At 69.6% G+C, this 18,749-nt stretch carries 18 protein-coding genes and 2 tRNA genes; 13 read left to right on the top strand and 7 right to left on the bottom strand.

From position 1 onward, the window contains the following. Positions 1–9 precede the first annotated feature (9 nt). Complete coding sequence (locus IF188_RS05105; RefSeq protein ID WP_191170690.1) at positions 10–702, top strand: YrhK family protein; 693 nt, start codon at positions 10–12, stop codon at positions 700–702. Then, positions 699–1,391: a DsbA family oxidoreductase gene (locus tag IF188_RS05100; RefSeq protein ID WP_191170689.1), complete on the top strand. Its 693-nt coding sequence runs from the start codon at positions 699–701 to the stop codon at positions 1,389–1,391. The genes IF188_RS05105 and IF188_RS05100 overlap by 4 nt, the downstream gene beginning before the upstream one ends. A gap of 52 nt (positions 1,392–1,443) precedes the next feature. Here IF188_RS05100 and IF188_RS05095 read toward each other — a convergent pair whose 3' ends face one another. Continuing rightward, positions 1,444–1,947, bottom strand: coding sequence for a glutathione peroxidase (locus IF188_RS05095; protein WP_191170688.1), 504 nt, complete (start codon positions 1,945–1,947; stop codon positions 1,444–1,446). Between the two features lie 60 nt (positions 1,948–2,007). Here IF188_RS05095 and dusB point away from each other — a divergent pair, with 60 nt between their 5' ends. From dusB to IF188_RS05065, 6 genes are all read left to right on the top strand, one after another. Further along, on the top strand, positions 2,008–3,174 hold the full coding sequence (dusB, locus tag IF188_RS05090) for a tRNA dihydrouridine synthase DusB (protein ID WP_191170687.1): 1,167 nt from the start codon (positions 2,008–2,010) through the stop codon (positions 3,172–3,174). Further along, positions 3,164–4,507, top strand: coding sequence for a deoxyguanosinetriphosphate triphosphohydrolase (locus IF188_RS05085; RefSeq protein ID WP_191170686.1), 1,344 nt, complete (start codon positions 3,164–3,166; stop codon positions 4,505–4,507). The genes dusB and IF188_RS05085 overlap by 11 nt, the downstream gene beginning before the upstream one ends. Further along, entirely contained in the window at positions 4,507–6,378 is a 1,872-nt protein-coding gene (dnaG, locus tag IF188_RS05080) for a DNA primase (RefSeq protein WP_191170685.1), read from the top strand. Before IF188_RS05085 ends, dnaG begins: the two co-directional genes overlap by 1 nt. Positions 6,379–6,456: 78 nt before the next feature. After that, on the top strand, positions 6,457–7,245 hold the full coding sequence (locus tag IF188_RS05075) for an ATP-binding cassette domain-containing protein (protein WP_191170684.1): 789 nt from the start codon (positions 6,457–6,459) through the stop codon (positions 7,243–7,245). Positions 7,246–7,323: 78 nt separating this feature from the next. Then, positions 7,324–7,396, top strand: a tRNA-Asn gene (locus IF188_RS05070). 63 nt (positions 7,397–7,459) lie between these two features. Continuing rightward, complete coding sequence (locus IF188_RS05065) at positions 7,460–8,128, top strand: hypothetical protein (RefSeq protein ID WP_191170683.1); 669 nt, start codon at positions 7,460–7,462, stop codon at positions 8,126–8,128. 40 nt (positions 8,129–8,168) lie between these two features. Here IF188_RS05065 and IF188_RS05060 read toward each other — a convergent pair whose 3' ends face one another. From IF188_RS05060 to def, 3 genes are all read right to left on the bottom strand, one after another. After that, positions 8,169–8,771: a DUF305 domain-containing protein gene (locus tag IF188_RS05060; RefSeq protein ID WP_191170682.1), complete on the bottom strand. Its 603-nt coding sequence runs from the start codon at positions 8,769–8,771 to the stop codon at positions 8,169–8,171. A 79-nt stretch (positions 8,772–8,850) separates the two neighbouring features. Continuing rightward, the gene (locus tag IF188_RS05055) at positions 8,851–9,315 is read right to left on the bottom strand and encodes a DUF6153 family protein (protein ID WP_191170681.1); all 465 of its coding nucleotides are present in this window, start codon (positions 9,313–9,315) and stop codon (positions 8,851–8,853) included. Positions 9,316–9,403: 88 nt separating this feature from the next. Next, positions 9,404–9,970, bottom strand: coding sequence for a peptide deformylase (gene def / locus IF188_RS05050; protein ID WP_191170680.1), 567 nt, complete (start codon positions 9,968–9,970; stop codon positions 9,404–9,406). A gap of 42 nt (positions 9,971–10,012) precedes the next feature. On the opposite strand from def, the gene IF188_RS05045 reads away from it, so the two are divergent. From IF188_RS05045 to nagE, 3 genes are all read left to right on the top strand, one after another. Continuing rightward, positions 10,013–11,116 carry a DMT family transporter gene (locus IF188_RS05045; protein ID WP_191170679.1) on the top strand — a complete coding sequence of 368 codons (1,104 nt, stop codon included), beginning with the start codon at positions 10,013–10,015 and terminating at the stop codon, positions 11,114–11,116. 28 nt (positions 11,117–11,144) lie between these two features. Next, positions 11,145–11,218 (top strand) — tRNA-Ile (locus tag IF188_RS05040). A 166-nt stretch (positions 11,219–11,384) separates the two neighbouring features. Beyond that, on the top strand, positions 11,385–13,319 hold the full coding sequence (gene nagE, locus IF188_RS05035; protein WP_191170678.1) for an N-acetylglucosamine-specific PTS transporter subunit IIBC: 1,935 nt from the start codon (positions 11,385–11,387) through the stop codon (positions 13,317–13,319). A gap of 55 nt (positions 13,320–13,374) precedes the next feature. Here the strand turns inward: nagE and IF188_RS05030 are convergent, their stop codons facing one another. Next, positions 13,375–15,381 carry a DUF262 domain-containing protein gene (locus IF188_RS05030; RefSeq protein WP_191170677.1) on the bottom strand — a complete coding sequence of 669 codons (2,007 nt, stop codon included), beginning with the start codon at positions 15,379–15,381 and terminating at the stop codon, positions 13,375–13,377. Positions 15,382–15,547: 166 nt separating this feature from the next. Between IF188_RS05030 and IF188_RS05025 the strand changes: the two genes are divergently transcribed. Continuing rightward, positions 15,548–16,321: a hypothetical protein gene (locus IF188_RS05025; protein WP_191170676.1), complete on the top strand. Its 774-nt coding sequence runs from the start codon at positions 15,548–15,550 to the stop codon at positions 16,319–16,321. 145 nt (positions 16,322–16,466) lie between these two features. Beyond that, positions 16,467–16,970, top strand: a complete 504-nt coding sequence (locus IF188_RS05020) for a DUF3145 domain-containing protein (RefSeq protein ID WP_191170675.1) — start codon at positions 16,467–16,469, stop codon at positions 16,968–16,970. 169 nt (positions 16,971–17,139) lie between these two features. Here the strand turns inward: IF188_RS05020 and IF188_RS05015 are convergent, their stop codons facing one another. Together IF188_RS05015 and IF188_RS05010 are read right to left on the bottom strand one after the other, a co-directional pair. After that, positions 17,140–18,378 (bottom strand): beta-ketoacyl-[acyl-carrier-protein] synthase family protein, encoded by a 1,239-nt coding sequence (locus IF188_RS05015; protein ID WP_191170674.1) that lies wholly within the window; start codon positions 18,376–18,378, stop codon positions 17,140–17,142. 59 nt (positions 18,379–18,437) lie between these two features. Further along, positions 18,438–18,686: an acyl carrier protein gene (locus IF188_RS05010; RefSeq protein WP_013586517.1), complete on the bottom strand. Its 249-nt coding sequence runs from the start codon at positions 18,684–18,686 to the stop codon at positions 18,438–18,440. Between the last annotated feature and the right edge of the window lie 63 nt (positions 18,687–18,749).

The following is an 18,749-nucleotide window of genomic DNA, read 5'->3' as shown; positions in this document are numbered from 1 at the left end:
GGCACGAACATGGGGACCACTGCCCGCGGCGACCGGGCGGGGCACACACCACCATCCCGGGTCACGCGCCTGCGCCGGGAATCGTGGGGCTTCGCGATCGGATCCGTCCTGTTCGCCGTCGGGGTCGTCCCCTGGTACGTCGACGCGGTCGGAGCGGTGTGGGACGCGGCGACCTTCTTCGCCGGATCGGTCTTCTTCACCGCCGCGGGGTTCATCCAGCTCGCGCTCAGCGGTCGCCGGCCGCCCCGCCGCTCGTCGTCGACCGCCGACTTCGCGGACTGGTGGTCGGCGGCCGTGCAGTTCGTCGGCACTCTGCTGTTCAACGTCAGCACCGCGGCCGTGCTGATCGGCGCCATCCGGTCGACGTCGACACCGTCGACCGGATGGACCCCCGACGCCTGGGGATCGGCAGCCTTCCTGATCGCGAGCGTGCTCGCCCTCGTCGCAGCGCACCGCCGCCATGACCTGTGGGATCCCGACGCGCGCACGGCGCACGGCACGTGGCTGAACATGGCCGGCTCCGTCGCGTTCGGGTTCTCGGCCGTCGGCGCGTACGTGGCCCCTGCGTCCGGGACCGTCTACGACGTGCGCTGGGTGAACCTGGGGACGTTCCTCGGCGCGGTGTGCTTCTTCCTCGCCGCGGTGCTCGCCCGGCGGTCGATGGAATACGAGCAGGTCCACCCGGGGTTGTCCTCAACATGACAGACGCCATCAAGATCGACGTGTGGAGCGACATCGCCTGCCCGTGGTGCTACATCGGCAAGCGCAACCTCGAGAACGGCCTGGCCGCGGCATCCACCGACGAGGACGCCCCCGCCGTCGAGGTGACCTTCCACTCGTTCGAGCTCTCGCCCGACACCCCCGTGGACTTCGAGGGCGACGAGCTCGACTTCCTGGCGAAGCACAAGGGCATGCCGCGCGAGCAGGTGCAGCAGATGCTCGAGCGCGTCACCGGCGTCGCCGCCGACGCCGGTCTGGAGTACCGCTTCGACCTGCTCAAGCACACCAACACCGTCAAGGCGCACGAGCTGCTGCACTTCGCGAAGGAGCAGGGGCGGCAGCATGAGCTCGCGGAGCGCCTCATGGCCGCCTACTTCACCGAAGGCCGCCACCTCGGCCGTGAGGACGAACTGGTCGCGCTCGCCGCCGACAGCGGGCTCGACGCGGACGCGGCACGCGATGCGCTGCAGAGCGGACGCTACCTCGACGCGGTCCGCGCCGACCAGGCCCAGGCGGCCGCGTACGGCATCAACGGCGTCCCGTTCTTCGTGATCGACGGCAAGTACGGCGTGTCGGGAGCGCAGCCGGCCGACGCCTTCGCGCAGATCGTGCGCCAGGTGTGGGCCGAGCACAACGACGGCGAGGTCGAGGCCGACGAAGCCGTCGCCTGAGCCTGATCACCGGGCGGCCCATCACGAGAGATCGTGGCGGGCCGTCGCGTGTTCAGCGGGGGAGGTTCGCCTCGATGACGTCGACGATCGCCGGGTCGTCCGGCTTGACGTTGGGACGGAATCGGTGGATGCCGCCGTCCGGTGTGAGCACGAACTTCTCGAAGTTCCACACGATCGGACCGCGCCCGCCCTCGGCGTCCTTCGATCTCTTGAGCGCCTTGTACAGCGGGGCCGCACCACCGCCGTTGACCTTGATCTTGTCGAAGACCGGGAAGCTGACGCCCCACGTGGTCGAGCAGTACTCGAGGATCTCTTCCATCGAACCGGGCTCCTGGCCCATGAACTGGTTGCAGGGGAACCCGAGCACGGTGAACCCGCGGTCGGCGTACGCGCGCTGCAGCTGCTCGAGCTGCTCGTACTGCGGGGTCAGCCCGCACTTGGACGCTACGTTGACCACGAGCAGCACCTGGTCGCCGTAATCGGAGAGGGTGGCGGTTCCGCCATCGGCCGTCTGGAAGGGGATCTGGCGCAGGTCGGTGATCGTGGCCTCGGTCATATCCCCAGGCTATGCCTTCGCGTTCAGCCAAGGGCCGGATTCCTGTAAGAGAATGGAGTCGTGACGACTGCCATCGCCCCCGCGCCCACGCTGCGCATCGGGCCCATCGAACTCGACGCCCCCGTGGTGCTCGCGCCGATGGCGGGCATCACCAACACCGCGTTCCGGCGCCTGTGCCGCGAGTACGGCGCGGGGCTCTACGTGAGCGAGATGATCACGACCCGCGCACTGGTCGAGCGCAACGCGACCACCATGCGACTGATCACCCACCACGACTCCGAGAAGCCGCGGTCGATCCAGCTCTACGGCGTGGACCCGGCGACGACGGAGGCTGCCGTGCGACTCCTCGTGGACGAGGACCGCGCCGACCACATCGACCTCAACTTCGGCTGCCCCGTCCCGAAGGTCACCCGCAAGGGCGGGGGAGCGGCGCTGCCGTGGAAGCTCGGGCTGTTCCGCGAGATCGTGACCCGCGCGGCGCGCGCCGCCGGCGACGTGCCGCTCACGGTGAAGATGCGCAAGGGCATCGATGCCGACCATCTGACCTACCTCGACGCCGGCCGCATCGCCGAGGACGCCGGCGTCGCCGCGGTCGCGCTGCACGCCCGCACCGCATCCGAGTTCTACTCGGGCACCGCCGACTGGTCCGCCATCACGAAGCTCAAAGAGACCGTCACCAGCGTGCCGGTCCTGGGCAACGGCGACATCTGGTCCGCTGAGGACGCGGTCCGCATGATGGCAGAGACGGGATGCGACGGCGTCGTCGTCGGGCGCGGCTGCCTCGGCCGCCCGTGGCTGTTCGGCGACCTCGCCCGCGCGCTGGGCGGTCCCGATGCCGCGCCGGCCCAGCCGGTCGACGCGACCCTCGGGTTCGTGGCGGCGGCCTTCCGCCGTCACGCCGAGCTGCTCGTCGAGTTCTTCGACGACGAGGGCCGCGGCTGCCGCGACATTCGCAAGCACGTCGCATGGTATTTCAAGGGCTACCCGGTGGGCGGCGAGCTGCGCGCCAGCCTCGCGACGGCGTCGACCCTCGCAGAGATCGATGACCTGCTCGCCACGCTCGACCTCGACGCACCCTATCCGGGTGCTGCCGCCGAGGGTCAGCGCGGTCGCGCCGGCACCCCCAAGCGGCCCGCCCTGCCCGACGGCTGGCTGAACTCCCGCGAGCTCGGGGCCGCGGCATCCATCGCCCTCGCCGAAGCGGAACTCGACCACAGTGGCGGCTGACGAGGCGGGCGCGTCGGAACGGCCCTTCGGCTACGACGACGCGGATGCCGCACGGTTCCACGCCGAACGCCACCGGTCGCAGCGAGACGATTTCGCGCGTGATCGTGCTCGGGTGCTGCACTCGGCGGCGCTGCGGCGCCTCGCCGCAAAGACGCAGGTGCTGAGCCCCGCCAGCCCCGCCGATTTCGCGCGCAACCGCCTGACGCATTCCCTCGAGGTCGCCCAGGTGGGGCGCGAGCTGGCGACCGCGCTGCAGCTCGCCGCCGATGTCGTCGACACGGCGTGCCTGAGCCACGACCTCGGTCATCCGCCGTTCGGGCACAACGGCGAACGGGCTCTCAACGAGTGGGCCGAGGACTTCGGCGGGTTCGAGGGCAATGCGCAGACCCTGCGGATCCTCACCCGCCTGGAACCGAAGGTGATCGACGGCGACGGCCGCAGCTTCGGTCTGAACCTGACGCGGGCGAGCCTCGACGCGTCGTGCAAGTACCCCTGGACGGCGGACCATCCGCTTCCCGACCCCGGCGGGCGCCTGAAGTTCGGCGTATACCCCGACGACGAAGAGGTCTTCCACTGGCTGCGTGCCGACGCGCCGGGGCGCGTGCGCTGCATCGAGGCCGAGGTGATGGACCTGTCGGACGACATCGCCTACTCGGTGCACGACTTCGAGGACGCCATCGTCAACGGCTACCTCGACCCCGCACGGCTCGTCGATCCGCGCGAGCACGAGGGCCTGCTGACGGCCATCCAGTCGTGGGTCGGCTTCGACTTCGCGCGCGACGAGCTCGAAGACGCGCTGTTCCGGCTCACGCGGATGCCGGAATGGATCGACTCGTTCGACGGCACGCGCGCCGCGCTGGCGCGCCTGAAGAACCTGACGTCCGATCTGATCGGGCGTTTCGCCCGCGCGGCCACGACCGCCACGCGCGAGGCCTACGACCTCTCCGTGCTCACCCGCTACCGCGGCCACCTCATCGTGCCGCGCATCGTCGAGGCCGAGATGGCCGTGCTCAAGGGCATCATCGGCGCGGCCGTCGTGTCGATCGAGGGCCGCAAGGACCTCTACAAGGAGCAGCGACGACTGCTCAAGCGCCTCGCGACGGCGCTCTGGGAGCGACCGGAAGCTCTGGACGCGATCCACACGCAGGACTTCGCGGCGGCGACGACCGACACCGCGCGCCGGCGCGCCGTCGTCGACCAGGTCGCGAGCCTGACCGATCAGCTCGCCATCGCCTGGCACGGGGCGCTCGTCGCGCCGGTGGACGCGGCCACGGTCGGCGTGTGGGCGCCTGGAGCCCGGCCGATGGACTCCACAGCCCACGAGGCTCGCTGATGCCGGGACGGATCCGCCAGGCCGACGTCGACGAGGTGAAGGCACGCACCAACATCGCCGACATCATCGGCGAGCGGGTGGCGCTCAAGTCGGCGGGAGTCGGCTCGTTGAAGGGGCTGTGCCCGTTCCACGACGAGCGCAGCCCCAGCTTCAACGTGCGCCCGCAGGCCGGCTTCTATCACTGCTTCGGCTGCGGCGAGTCGGGTGACGTGTACTCGTTCCTCCGCGCGATGGACCACGTGTCGTTCACCGAGGCTGTCGAGCGGCTCGCGGGCCGCATCGGCTACGCGCTGCACTACGAGGACGGCGGGGCCGCGCCCGAGCACACGGGCCGCGCGCGCCTGTATGCGGCGAACTCCGCCGCGGCGGACTTCTTCCGCACGCAGCTGATGACGCCCGAGGCCGACACCGCGCGCCGCTTTCTCGGGCAGCGCGGGTTCGACGCCGGCGCAGCCGGGCATTTCGGAGTCGGCTACGCCCCGAAGGGCTGGGAGGGCATGACCAAGGCGCTGCGCGCCCAGGGCTTCACCGACGAGGAGCTCTCTTCGGCCGGCCTGGTGTCGCAGGGGCAGCGCGGCGTGTACGACCGCTTCCGCGGCCGCGTGGTGTGGCCGATCCGCGACGTCACCGGGCAGGTGATCGGCTTCGGCGCCCGCAAGCTCTATGACGACGACAAGGGCCCCAAGTACCTCAACACGCCCGAGACGACGCTCTACAAGAAGACGAACGTGCTCTACGGCCTCGATCTCGCCAAGCGCGACATCTCGCGCGAGCACCGGGTCGTCGTGGTCGAGGGCTACACGGATGTCATGGCCTGCCACCTGGCCGGGATCACGACCGCCATCGCGACGTGCGGAACCGCCTTCGGAGCGGACCACATCACGGTGCTGCGCCGCGTGATGGGCGACGACTCGACCGCCGGCGAGGTCGTCTTCACGTTCGACCCGGACGCAGCCGGGCAGAAGGCGGCGCTGCGCGCGTTCGCGGACGCCAAGCGCTTCAACGCGCAGACCTATGTCGCGACAGGCCCCGAGGGCCTCGACCCGTGCGATCTGCGGCTCGCGCGCGGCGACGGCGCGGTGCGGGGCCTGATGGAGACCAAGGTGCCCATGGTGGAGTTCGTCCTCGACCAGCGCATCGCGGGGTTCGACCTCGCGAGCGTCGAGGGCCGGGTCGGTGCGCTGCGCACGGCGGCGCCAGTGGTCGCCGAGCTGCGTGACCCGCTGCTGCAGCCCGAATACATCCGGGTGCTGGCCCGACGCCTCGGGATGGACACCGAGGACGTCCGTCGCGAGGTCGAGCGCGCCGCGCGCAGCGGCCCGCGCGAGGATCGCCGCCGTGACGTCGGACCGCAGGCGGAGCCGACGAGCGAGCCGACCGGCGACAGCGCCCTGCGCGTGACGCTCGCCACGCTGCCCCGCACACCCGAGGCCGCTCTGGAGCGCGACGCGCTCATGGGGGTCCTCCAGTTCGGGCACCGCATGGACCCCGCCCTGGTGGGCCGCGCGCTCGAACTGCCGTTCCGACTGCCGGCGCTGGATGCGGTGCGCGTGGCCGTGGTCGCGGCGGCGGGGACGACGCAGCGCCCCGGATGGTCGGCGGATGCTGTCGCCACCGTCCGGGAGCCGTATCGATCGCTCGCGGCGGAGCTCCTCGCCGGCAACTTCCCGGCGCTGGATGACGACGCCGCAGTCGCCTCGGCGAGCGATCTGCTGCGTCGGCTCGTTCTGCGCGGACTCGACCGCGAGAAGGCGGAGCTGCTCGGCGCGATCCAGCGCGTGCCGGCGGACTCCGAAGAGGGCCGGGGCATCCGTCTGCGCCTGCGCGAGCTCGATGTGCGCCGGCAGACGGTGGTCGACGAAGCCTCCTGAGACCGGCGCGGATCGCGCCTCGCTGTGGAACGGCGTCGGCTGCTGGTGTCTGCGCGCACGGCACGGCAGGATGAGGGAATGGCTCGCCGAAGAGATGCAGATCTGGCGATCGACTGCTCCGACCTGTCGATCGCCCGGACGGGACGGGGCGGGCCGGCGCAGCGCGTCGTGGACGGGGTGACGTTCCGGCTCGGACGAGGCGGAACGCTCGCGGTGATGGGCCCGACCGGCTCCGGGAAGTCCTCGCTGGCGGCCGTGCTCGCCGGCGCCGATGAGCAGGGGCTCGCCGTCGTGGGCGGCGAAGGCACCGTCGAGGGCGTCTCGGTGCGGCATCCCGGTCGCGACCGTCGCTACCTGACGTACTACGCGGGCTATCTGCCGCAGTCCGCCGGAGCGCACCTGCCGGCGCGCCTGACCGTCGCCGAGGTGATCGGTGAGCCCATCACGAGCCGGGATCGCCGCGTCAGCGCCCGCGGGCTGGCGGTGCGCATCGCATCGCTGCTGGACGAGCTGATGCTGCCGCTCGGCGCGTCGGCGAAGTACCCGTACGAGCTCAGCGCCGGGATGCGCCAGCGGGTCGCGTTCGCGCGAGCGCTGGTGCTGCAGCCGCGTGTGCTGATCGCCGACGAGCCGTTCGCGAATCTGGACGTCGAGGTGCGCAAGGCGGCAGGCGACGCGATCGTGCGTCGCCGCCGCGAACTCGGCATGGCTGCCCTCGTGGTGACCAACGAGCCCGACACGGTGGCCGACCTGGATGCCGACGTCCTCGTGCTGCGCGGCGGACACCCGGTCGCGTACGGCCACGGCACCCGCGATCTGCTGTGGACTCCCAGCGGCGATGCCGACCGGCGGCTCGTCGGGTCGTGATCGATGCCCGCGATGGTCATGAGCACGGGTTGAGCTTTGCTAGTATGGACTGGTTGCCCGCACGAGAGTGCGGAACATTCCTCCATAGCTCAATTGGCAGAGCAATCGGCTGTTAACCGATAGGTTCTTGGTTCGAGTCCAAGTGGGGGAGCGAAGGCCTCGGGGCTCCACCCCCGGGGCTTTCTTCGTTCCTGGTCCGTTCTCGAAGGGTGTCATGCCGGGTCGCGCCAAGTCCTCGCCGCTGCTCGCGATCGAAGGCGCTGTTCCCGCTCCGCGACCGCTGTATCGCTCCGTGCCGCTGCTCACCGTGCTCGCGGGGTATGCCTGCGTGGTCGCCTGGGTGGGGATCGTCGTGCTCCTCGGCGGCGAGCCGTGGATGCTGCTCATCGACGCGCCTGCTCCGTGGCTGTTCCTCGGCCTGGTGCCGTCGGCGGCCGCGATCCTGCTGGCGTTCCGAGGCAACGCCCTGTGGGCCGGCGTGCTGACGCTCGCGAGCCTGTGGCTGGTGCCGACCGGAATCGCGACGGCGGTCGTGGTCGCGGTCGCGCTCTGGACGGTGCGCGGCATCCGGCGGCAGTGGGCGGCGCACGACCTCGACACCGTGCTCGCGACCGCCTCGGCGCACGGGCTGCCCGTTCTCGTCGTCCAGCACGTCGCGGGTGGATCGCGACGTCGGTCGTCCACCGACACGACACAGGTGCAGGTGCGCGACGTCGACACCGGTGCTCTCTCGACGGCGCGCGTGTGGGGGCCGATGCGCGTCGGCACGCATCTCGTGCGCCAGGGCATGAACGTGATCGCCCAGGCGCCTCCGGGCGCCGAGGCCGAGCTGCGCCGGTGGGTGGAGCGGCAGAACCGCCGCGTCGGCCCGCCCGCTGCGTGACGGGCCGGGGCCGTCCGACGGACCACCCCGGCCCGCAAGCTCACAGGCTGTCGGCCAGCTGCTGCATCTCGGCGATCTCGGCCGTCTGGTCGTCGATCACCTGCTGAGCGAGGTCTCGCACGTCGACGTCCTTCGCGTCCGCCAGCGCGGCGGCCGCCATGTCTACGGCCCCTTCGTGGTGCACGACCATCTGCTCGAGGAACAGGCGACCCGCGGTGGCGCCGTCCGCTTGCTCCAGCGCGGTCATGTCGTCCTCCGACATCATGCCGTCGCCGTGATCCATGCCGGACTCCGCGGCCCCGGGGTCGACGCCCCACTCCGCGAGCCAGCCCTGCATCCGTTCGATCTCAGGAGCCTGCGCCGCCTGGGCTCGCTCGGCGATCGCGACCACCCGCGGGTCCACGCCGTCCTTGGCGAGCACGAGATCGGCCATCTCGACGGCCTGCTCGTGGTGCGGGATCATCATCGTGACGAACATGATGTCGGCCGGTGTCGCCGCGGCGGCCGTCTCGCTGTGGGTGCTCGAGCCGTGGTCCATGCCTGCCATGCTTCCGCCGTCGTCCGCCGAATCGGCGCAGCCGGCGAGTCCGAGCGCAGCGACGAGGGGGAGTGCCGCGAGCAGCGTGCGGGTACGGGTGTTCATTGTCTCTCTCTTCTGTTCGGTGACTGATTCCGCGCAGGCGCGGCGATGCCTCGCCCGGTCGTTCCGGGCAGCAGGCGGTTCAGGTCCGGCTGATCGAGAGGACGATGAGAGAGGGCGGATGCCGCGGCCCGCGGTCTGCGGCCGCAGACCCGCGGACCTCGGCCGAGGACGACGCGCTCCGCGGCAGCCGTCGGAAGCCTCGCAGGCGTGCCGCGAAGACAGCGGTGAGCAGCAGCGCGAGGACGCAGACGACCGCCCAGACACCCTCGTCGGAGGCCGGCACGAGGTCAGCGCACGCAGAGGTCGCGCACGACACCGACGTGTGCGCAGCCTCGGCGCGGAAGGCGGCGTCGGGCATCGGCGGATCGTGCGATCCGGTCTCGGATGCGGCGAGCGTCATGGGCGGTGCGGCGTGCCCCGCGTGAGCGGAAGGCGACATCAGCACATGCATGCCGAGAAGTCCCGCGATGAGCGCGGCCGCCAGCAGCAGTCGGGCCATGGCGGCGCCGAGCCGCGACGAGGGGAGGGCAGGAGGGTGCGGCATCCATTCTCCTCCGGGGCGTGACACGGACCGTTCGCGTGCGCACCACTCTACGGCATACCCCCATCGGGTATGCCGGAATCGAGAGGACTCAGGCTTCGAGGTCGTCGACGCCGGGCGTCCACGAGCTGCCGGGGCGGCCCCAGCCGCGCTTGCGCGCGATCTTCTGCACCGTCTTCCAGTCGCCGTCGTCGAGCCGGTCGACATAGAGGATGCCGTCGAGATGGTCGAACTCGTGCTGCATGATGCGTGCGCGCCAGCCGTCGACCTGGATGCGCACCGGCTCGCCGTCGAGGTCGATCCCGGTCACGAGCACCTCGTCCGAACGGCGCAGCGGGAATCGCTCGCCGGGGAAGGACAGGCACCCCTCGGACTCGTCGTCGGGGTCGGGCGCACCGGGCTCGGTGGGACGCATCCACAGCTCCGGGTTGATGACGACGCCGCGCCACGGGTTGCCGTCGTCGTCGGCGTACGTGTAGGTGTAGATCCGCAGCGCCACCCCCACCTGCGGGGCGGCGAGGCCCACGCCGGGTGCGGCATCCATCGTCTCGAACATGTCGGCGACGAGCGTGCGGATCTCGTCGGTGATCTCGCCGACGGGCGACGCGGGGGAGTGCAGGACGGGGTCGCCCATGATGCGAATCGGAAGAACAGCCACGCCTTGAGCCTACCGAGGGGCGCCTCCGGCTAGTGTCGAAGGGTGGTGTGGACTGCGGATGAACTCGGGGACGTCGGCGATCAGCTCGTCGGCGCGTTCCAGAACCCGGGCATCCTGATCGGCATCCCGCTCGCGCTCCTGGGTGCGGTGTTCATGTCGTTCGGGGCGCAGTACCAACACCGCGGCGTGACCAAGGTCGAACGGCTCACCGGTTCGTCGGGCAGCGGCGGTCTGCAGGCGAGCCACCTCCTCAAGCTGCTCGCCCGCCCGTCGTGGGTGATCGGCACCCTCATGCTGGGGCTCGCCATCGTCTGCCAGCTCTCGGCCCTCGCGTTCGCACCGCTGATCGTCGTGCAGCCGCTCGGGGCCATCGCCCTGGTGATCACGACTCTGCTGAATGCCCAGATCAGCGGCCACAAGCCCACGAAGCGCTCGCTCATCGCGATCGCCGCATGCGTCGGCGGCATCTTCATCTTCGTGGCCATCGCGGCCCTCTTCGCGACCGAGAAGCCGGTGTCCAACACCGAGCTGATCACGATCCTCGTGCTGCTGGCAGTGGTCGCCCTCGTCTTCACGGGTCTGTGGATCTGGCTGCGCAAGCGGATCGGGCCGCTGTTCTACATCATCGCCGCGGGCGTGCTCTACGGGTTCGTGGCGACCCTCGCCAAGGTCATCATCGAGCGCATCAAGACATCCGACTTCGATTGGCTGACCTTCACGTGCCTCGGCGCGCTCCTCGTCGCCGCCATCGTCGGCGCCTATTTCGTGCAGAGCGCCTACGCATCAGGACCGCCGGACCTCGTCGTCGCGGGCCTCACGGTCGTGGACCCGATCGTGGCCATCATCATCGGTCTCACGATCCTGCAAGAGGCCGCCGGCGCGCCGCTGTGGGTGTTCATCTCGTTCGGCGTGGTGGGCGCGATCGCGGTGTGGGGCGTGTTCCAGCTCGCGCGCCACCACCCTCAGGTGGTGAGCGACAGCCAGGAGCTTCCGATCCAGCGCGGCAGCTCTGGATCTGTGGTGGATGCCGCCCACCCGCGCACCGGGTCCATCAAGGTCACCGAGGCCGTGTCGAAGGTGTGGCCCGAGCCGCCGGTCAAGGACTCCGCCGACAAGGACGCCACCGACAAGAGACACGAGCGCTGACGGTAGGCTCGGTTGCGCACACGCGCAAGGGGCGGTGGCCAAGCTGGTCAAGGCAGCGGGCTCATAACCCGACGATCGTGGGTTCAAGTCCCACCCGCCCTACGTGACACGGACGCCGCGGCTCTCGAGAGCCGCGGCGTCCGTGTGTTTCTCGAGATATTTCGTTCACCCTCCTAACTTTCGGGGGGAGAGCTACTGACTTTGCGGGTGCATTGGCTGTAGCGTCATCGACAGCACACCTGTCCCTGACTCCTCGACGGAGGCAACAATGAAGTTCTTGCAGAGGCTCGGCAGATCGATCATGCTCCCGGTGGCTGTGCTGCCGGTCGCCGCGATCCTCGCCGGCATCTCTTACTGGATCAAGTCCGCAGCCGGAGACAACATCGTCTCGGCGTTCCTCGGCGCCGCCGGTGGCGCGCTCCTCGACAACATGGCGCTGCTGTTCGCGGTGGGCATCGCGATCGGCATGGCGAACAAGTCCGACGGCACCTCCGCGCTCGCGGGCCTCGTGTCGTGGCTCACCGTCACGACGCTCCTGAAGCCCGAGACGGTGGCCCTCTACACCGGCATCGCCGACGTGAACGAGGTCGACCCGGCATTCCTCAAGGTGCAGAACGTCTTCGTCGGCATCATCTGCGGCCTCATCGGCGCGTACTGCTACAACAAGTTCAAAGACACGAAGCTGCCCGACGCACTGTCGTTCTTCTCGGGGAAGCGCTCGGTGGCGATCGTCACGGCGGCCGTGTCTCTGGTCGTCGCCATCGTGCTGTACTTCGTGTGGCCGTGGGTCTACGGCGGTCTGGTGACGTTCGGCGAGTGGATCGTGACGCTCGGGCCCTTCGGCACCGGCATCTACGGCTTCCTCAACCGACTGCTGATCCCCGTCGGCCTGCACCATGCGCTCAACTCGGTGTTCTGGTTCGACGTCGCGGGCATCAACGATCTGAACAACTTCCTCGCGGGTGAAGGCACCTACGGCGTGACCGGCCAGTACATGACGGGCTTCTTCCCGATCATGATGTTCGGCCTCCCGGGCGCGGCCCTGGCCATGTACCTGACGGCCAAGACCACGAAGAAGAAGATCGCCTACGGCATCCTGCTCGCCGGCGCGATCTCGTCGTTCTTCGTCGGCGTCACCGAGCCGCTCGAATTCGCGTTCATGTTCGTCGCGCCGCTGCTGTACGTCGTGCACGCGATCTTCACGGGCATCTCGATGGCGATCAGCCAGATCCTGCCGGTGCGCATGGGCTTCGGCTTCTCGGCCGGCTTCATCGACCTGGTCCTCGGCTGGATGAACCCGATGGCGCAGAACCCGTGGCTCATCCCGGTCATGGGCGTGTTCTGGTTCTTCGTCTACTTCGGCGTGTTCTACTTCCTGATCAAGCGGTTCAACCTCAAGACCCCTGGTCGTGAGGACGACGACACCCTCACGCAGGGTACGGAGTACGACACATCGTCGGGCGACGACAAGTACCTGGTCACGGCGGGCCGCTTCCTCACCGCCCTCGGCGGCAAGGAGAACATCACCGACCTGGAGAATTGCGCCACCCGCCTGAGGCTGGAGGTCGCCGACGTCAGCAAGGTCGACGACGCCGCTCTCAAGCGCGCCGGCGCCGCCGGCACGATGAAGCCCGGAGGTACCTCGGTGCAGGTCGTCTACGGCACCAACGTCCAGTTCGTGAAGGACGCCATGGAGGCCATCATGACCGGGCAGGCCGAAGCGCCGCAGGGCGCGACGCCCGAGCCCGCCGTCGAGGCGGCGGCCGGCAGCACGGCCGTGCTGACCGACACCGCCAAGGCGACCGTCACGCTGCGCCAGCCGCTCGAGGGCAAGGTCGTCGCGCTCTCGGAGGTGCCGGACCCCACGTTCGCGCAGGGGATCATGGGCCCGGGCCTCGCGATCGAGCCGACCGGTGACACGGTCGTCGCGCCCGCGGACGGCACCATCGGCGCCACCTTCGACAGCAGCCACGCGGTCGCCCTCGTCCTCGACGACGGCACCGAGCTGCTGATCCACGTCGGCATCGACACCGTCAGCATGAAGGGCGACGGCTTCCAGACGCTGGTCGAGAAGGGTCAGAAGGTCACTGCGGGCACCCCGCTGCTGCGATTCGACCTCGCCAAGATCCAGGCCGCCGGCCACCCGTCGATCACCCCGGTGATCGTGCTGAACAACGAGAACGCGACGGTCGCGTTCGAGTAATCGTCGGCATGGAGGGGGGAGTGGATGCCGCGGCTCGCGGCATCCACTCCCTCTTTCACATCGCCGAGCCGATGTAGGAGTACTTGACGAAGACCTCCGGCGCCAGGCCCGCCTCTTCGAGCACACCCTGGACGGCGGCCAGCATGTAGCTGGAGTCCCAGCCCATGTACAGCCAGTGTTCGTCGTCCAGGCGATCCCATTGCCCGTTCCACGACTGGGCGGTGTACACCGGTCCGCCGCGGCGGGCGCTGTAAGAGACGACCGACTCGCGAGAGTCCGCCCACAGCCGCTTGAAGACGCGGTTGAAGAGATACTTGACGTCGGGCACCTCCCAGTGCTCGCCGCAGTACTCGACATACGACCACTCCCGGTGCCAGCCCGCAGGCCAGCCGCGGCGGCGCACCGCATCGAGGATCGGTGTCAGCCCGTCGTCGTCGATGGCCGGACCGCCTGGGCGACGCCACACCTCGACGAAGCGCTCGGTGAGCTGCGCGGAGCGCTCGGCGATGGCCGCCGTGCCCCACGCGGGGAGTTCGGCCAGAGCGGATGTCGCCGGCACCGCGCTGCGCGCGTAGACCGCCTGCTTCTCGGGGAAGGAGCGGTCGAACGCGCGAAGGGCGAGGTCTTCTTCGAGCACCGTGAGATTGCCGATCGTCTTCGCGAGTGCGCGGTGGCTGTTCTGCTCGTCGTCGCTGTACGAGGACCATTCGCGCACGCCGTCGCCGGACCAGGCGTCGCCCGGTGCGAGCGGGAAGATGTGCTCGACATCCAGACCGCCGGCTCCGTCGACGCCGGCGATGCGCCCCAGGATGTACGACGCGTGCGGCAGCTCCGAGTACTTGAGCGCCACCGCGATGCGCTCGTCAGACGGCGTGATGCGCGAGATCGCCGACACGAGTGCCTCCGGGCCCTCTTCGCGGGCGCGGCACAGCCGGGCGACGAGACGTTCCGTGCCGGTGCCGACGACGCTACGGCGCGCCAGCAGGGACTGGACCATCTCGAGCGTCTCCACCAGCGCGTCACGATCGGTCGCACCGATTTCGACGTCCCGGTACGCGCGCATGACGAGCGGGTACATGCCCGACCCGAACGTGCCGAGGTAGGCGAGATGGCGTGAGACGACGGCATCCGGAGCCTCGTCCGGGTGCAGCAGCACGCGGTAGACGCGTGAGAACGCCCGCCACTCGTCGGCGTGGCGCACCAGATCCGCGAACTCGAGCCGGGGGAACTCGACCCGGAACGCGTCGTAGACGCCGCGGCCGCCTACCACTGTCACCTCGCGGCCCGTGCGCATGACGAGGTACTGCCGCCAGAACTCGGCGATGGCCTCGCCCGTATTCTGCTCGATCGGCTGCCAGTAGTCGGCCTCGATCTCGCGCTGCTCGGCGTGGGTGAGCCCCATCAGCACGTAGTTGTGGATGAGCTCGTGGTCGCGCAGCGGTTCGCCGGTCGAGTTGAGGCTCTCGAAGATCTGCTGGGCGTTCGCGCCCGCCCCGAGGGTGATGGCCACGTGCTCGAGCTTCTGCAGGCCGCGCCAGATGTGCGCCGCCTCGTCGAGGCTGATCTGGCTGCGGAAGAAGGCGTAGTTGTCGTCGAACCGCGAGTCGCGCTGCTCGCCCGGCGGCAGCGGCAGGTCCAGCACGACGCGTTCGAACACCGACGCCCACGCGCGATGCGGGCGCAGCTTCGTGCGCGTCGCGTCATTCGAGTGGACGAGCACGCGCTGGAGCTCGTCGGCCAGTGCCGGATCGCTCTCACGGACGGTGTGATGCAGCGCCGCCACCAGCAGCATGAGAGTCGTCGTGCGCTGCTGACCGTCGATGAGCACGAGCTCCGCGTCCGGCCCCTCGCCGCTCGCCGACGAGAGGATGGACCCGATGAAGTGCATGTGACGGTCATCGAGGTCTGCCACCGCGCGGATGTCGGCGAGGAGCTGCTCGCACCCCCCGATGTCCCACCGGTACTGCCGCTGATAGACCGGGACGACGATCGTCCAGTCGGCGGCTGACAGCCACCCGACCGTGTTGACAGCAGTGGCGTCGACGTTCGTGGCAGTGACCATAGCCGTTCCAGTCTATGAGGGGGCGGGCGGTGCCCTGCCGCTCGCCGGGCGGCCGCGGGGTTATTCACGGCGATGCCACCGGGCCGTCTCGAGGCCCCGATGTAGGCTTGCCTAAGTTGAGCCTGTTAAAACGTGCTGGCTCACTGACCGAAAGGCATGATTCGTCATGGGTTACATCAAGTCCGCCGCTCTCGACGAGACCGGCTTCGTGGTCCTCGACTCCTATGGGGAAGAGATCGACCCGAAGGAATGGCTCAGCATCGAGTACGTCGACTGGAAGTCGTCGGGTGACACCCGTTTCGCTCCGCTGGCCTCGGCCAAGGGCGAGATCGAGTGCAACGGCTTCTGGAACCACACGCCGCCGCGCACCGACAAGGATGGCGTCTGGATCCCCGAGCAGACCGAGAAGGCCCCGACGCTGACGCGTCGCGCGCAGGAGCCGGGCGCCAACGTCGGCCGCTGCCGCATCATCGAACTGCAGCCGAACTCGTACGCGGACGCGCTGTACAACCTGCACCAGGACGACAACAACCGCCTCAACCCCGACGGCACCGGCTGGGTCGTGCGTGGCTTCTTCAACCTCACCGACGACAAGAACAGCTACTTCGTGCTGCGTGAGAACCGCACCGACCCGAGCATCGAGTACCGCGTGGCGCTGCCGGCCGGCGCCCAGCTCATCGTCGACACCCAGCGCCTCTGGCACGCCGTCCACCACGACGGCACCGAGCCGCGCTACTGCCTCATCACGTCGTGGGAGTCGGGCCCCGAGCTCGACGCCTACATCGAGAAGTACCACGGCGTGCCCACCGCACCGCAGTTCGAGGTCCCGCAGGACGTCCTCGACGCCGGTCAGGTCGAGCAGGCCCGCCGGGACGCGGCCCGTGCGGCCTACTACGCCGCCAAGGGCAAGGCAGAGGTCCAGGCCATGAGCGAGGCCTGAGCCTCGACGTCCTCCGAGAGGGCGGGGGAATCACAGTCTTGTGATTCCCCCGCCCTCTCGGCCATAATGGGCGGCAACAACCGAACAGCAGCCATGAACCCGTTTCAGGTCGTAGGGGAAGACGCACCTGACGAACGGAGAGATCATGGCGACAACACAGGCGCGCGGGGTGATCTTCATCCACTCCGCGCCACGGGCGCTGTGCCCCCACCTGGAGTGGGCGGTAGGACGCGCACTCGGTCGTGCGGTGAGCTTCGACTGGGCCGATCAGCCCGTCCTGGCCGGAAGCCGTCGTTCGGAGTTCTACTGGGAGGGCTCGGCCGGCACCGGCGCCGCGCTCGCGACGGCTATCCGCGGCTGGGAGCACCTCCGCTTCGAGGTCACCGAGGATCCCACTCCCCGCAGTGACGGCGGCCGGTGGCTGCACACGCCGGGTCTCGGCATCCACTACGCCCAGACCGACACCGCGGGCAACGTGGTCATCGGCGAGGACCGCATCCGCTACGCCCTGGAGATCTCGGGCAGCGACCCGCTTGAGCTGAGCCGTGAACTCCAGGTCGCGCTCGGCTCGGCATGGGACGAAGAGCTGGAGCCGTTCCGTCACGCGAGTGACGCCGCTCCGGTCGTGTGGCTGCACAAGGTCGGCTGACGCGGCCCGCTCCCCAGACGCAGGCGGTGCGAGGCGCCACTACCGAGGCTCGGAGGCCATGAATCCCGGGTCGCGGGACCGCGAACCACCGCCTGACACGACAGACGCCCCCGGAGGCTTCCCGGGGGCGTCTTCGTTTGTCGCGGCGGAGTGCGGTGAGGTGGATGCCTCAGACCGAGGCGAACGCGGCGACGGCGTTGTGGCCGCCGAAGCCGAAGGAGTTGCTGATCGCGAGCTGCGGCCCGTCACCGAGCGGCGTCGGGGTGCCCGAGATGCGGAACGGCACCTCGGGGTCCTGCGTCGTCAGGTTGATCGTCGGGGGAGCGACCCGGTCGCGCAGGGCGAGGACGGTGAAGATGGCCTCGAGCGCGCCGGTGCCGCCGAGCAGGTGCCCTGTGGAGGCCTTGGTGGCCGACACGGGGATCTCGTCGATGCGCGGACCGAACACCGAGCGGAGGGCACTGTACTCGTTCGGGTCGCCGACCGGCGTCGACGTCGCGTGCGCGTTGATGTGCGTGACGTCGTCGACCGATGCATCCGCCATGTCGAGCGCGAGGCGCACCGCGCGCGATGCGCCGAGGCCCTCGGGGTCGTTGGCGGTGATGTGGTACGAGTCGGCGGTGACACCGCCGCCGACGACGGCCGCGTAGATCTTGGCGCCGCGGGCGCGCGCGTGATCCTCGGTCTCGAGGATCAGCACGGCGGCGCCTTCGCCCATGACGAAGCCGTCGCGGTCGATGCTCGTCGGACGCGAGGCGGTCCCGGGGTCATCGTTGCGCTTGGACAGCGCCTGCATGGACGAGAACGCGGCCAGGGTCACCGGGTGGATGACCGACTCGGTGCCGCCGGCGATCACGACATCGGCGTACCCGGCCCGGATGTGCTCGATCGCGTTCACGATCGACTCCGTGCTGGACGCACAGGCGCTGGCGACGGTACGGGCGTACGCACGGGCGTTGAAGTGGAGCGACAGGTTGCCCGCGGCCGCGTTCGGCATCAGCATCGGCACCGTCATCGGCAGCACCCGGCGCGGGCCCTTCTCGCGCAGGACGTCCCAGGCGTCGAGCAGGGTGTGCAGACCGCCGATGCCCGTCGCGAAGTCGACGCCCAGGCGCTCGGGCGCGACCTCGGGGCTGCCGGCATCCGCCCACGCCTCCAGCGCCGCGACCAGCGCGAACTGCGAGGACGGGTCGAGACGCTTGGCGACGGGACGCTCGAGCACGGTGTCGGGGCGCACCTTGGCCTCGGCCGCGAAGGTGACGGGCAGCTGGTACTGCTCGACCCAGTCGTATTCGAGGGTGCGGGTGCCGGAGACGCCGTCCAGGAGCGCGGACCAGCTCTCGGGTGCCGTACCGCCCAGCGGCGACGACGCGCCGATGCCGGTCACGACGATGCGGGAGTTGCTCATGTCGTTCTTGATCCTCGTGGGGTTCATGCCGGTGGGGGCCGCAGCCCCCACCGGAGGGGTTACGCCTGGTTGGACGTGATGAAGGTGACGGCGTCGCCGACCGTCTTGAGGTTCTTGACCTCGTCGTCGGGGATCGTCACGCCGAACTTCTCCTCGGCGTTGACGACGATGGTCATCATCGAGATCGAGTCGATGTCGAGGTCGTCCGTGAACGACTTCTCGAGGGCGACCTCGTCGGCCGAGATGCCCGTCTCGTCGGTGATGAGCTCGGCGAGTCCGGCGAGGACCTCGTCGTTGGTGAATGCCATGGGATTCTCCTGTGTTTGTTAGGGGTACGGGTGCCCGGACGGGCCGGGAATCAGTCTAGAGTC

It is taken from the genome of Microbacterium helvum (assembly GCF_014779795.1).
GTDB classification, from domain to species: domain Bacteria; phylum Actinomycetota; class Actinomycetes; order Actinomycetales; family Microbacteriaceae; genus Microbacterium; species Microbacterium helvum.
The sequence above is the reverse complement of the archived record's forward strand: the minus strand, read 5'-3'. Positions and strand labels throughout refer to the sequence as shown.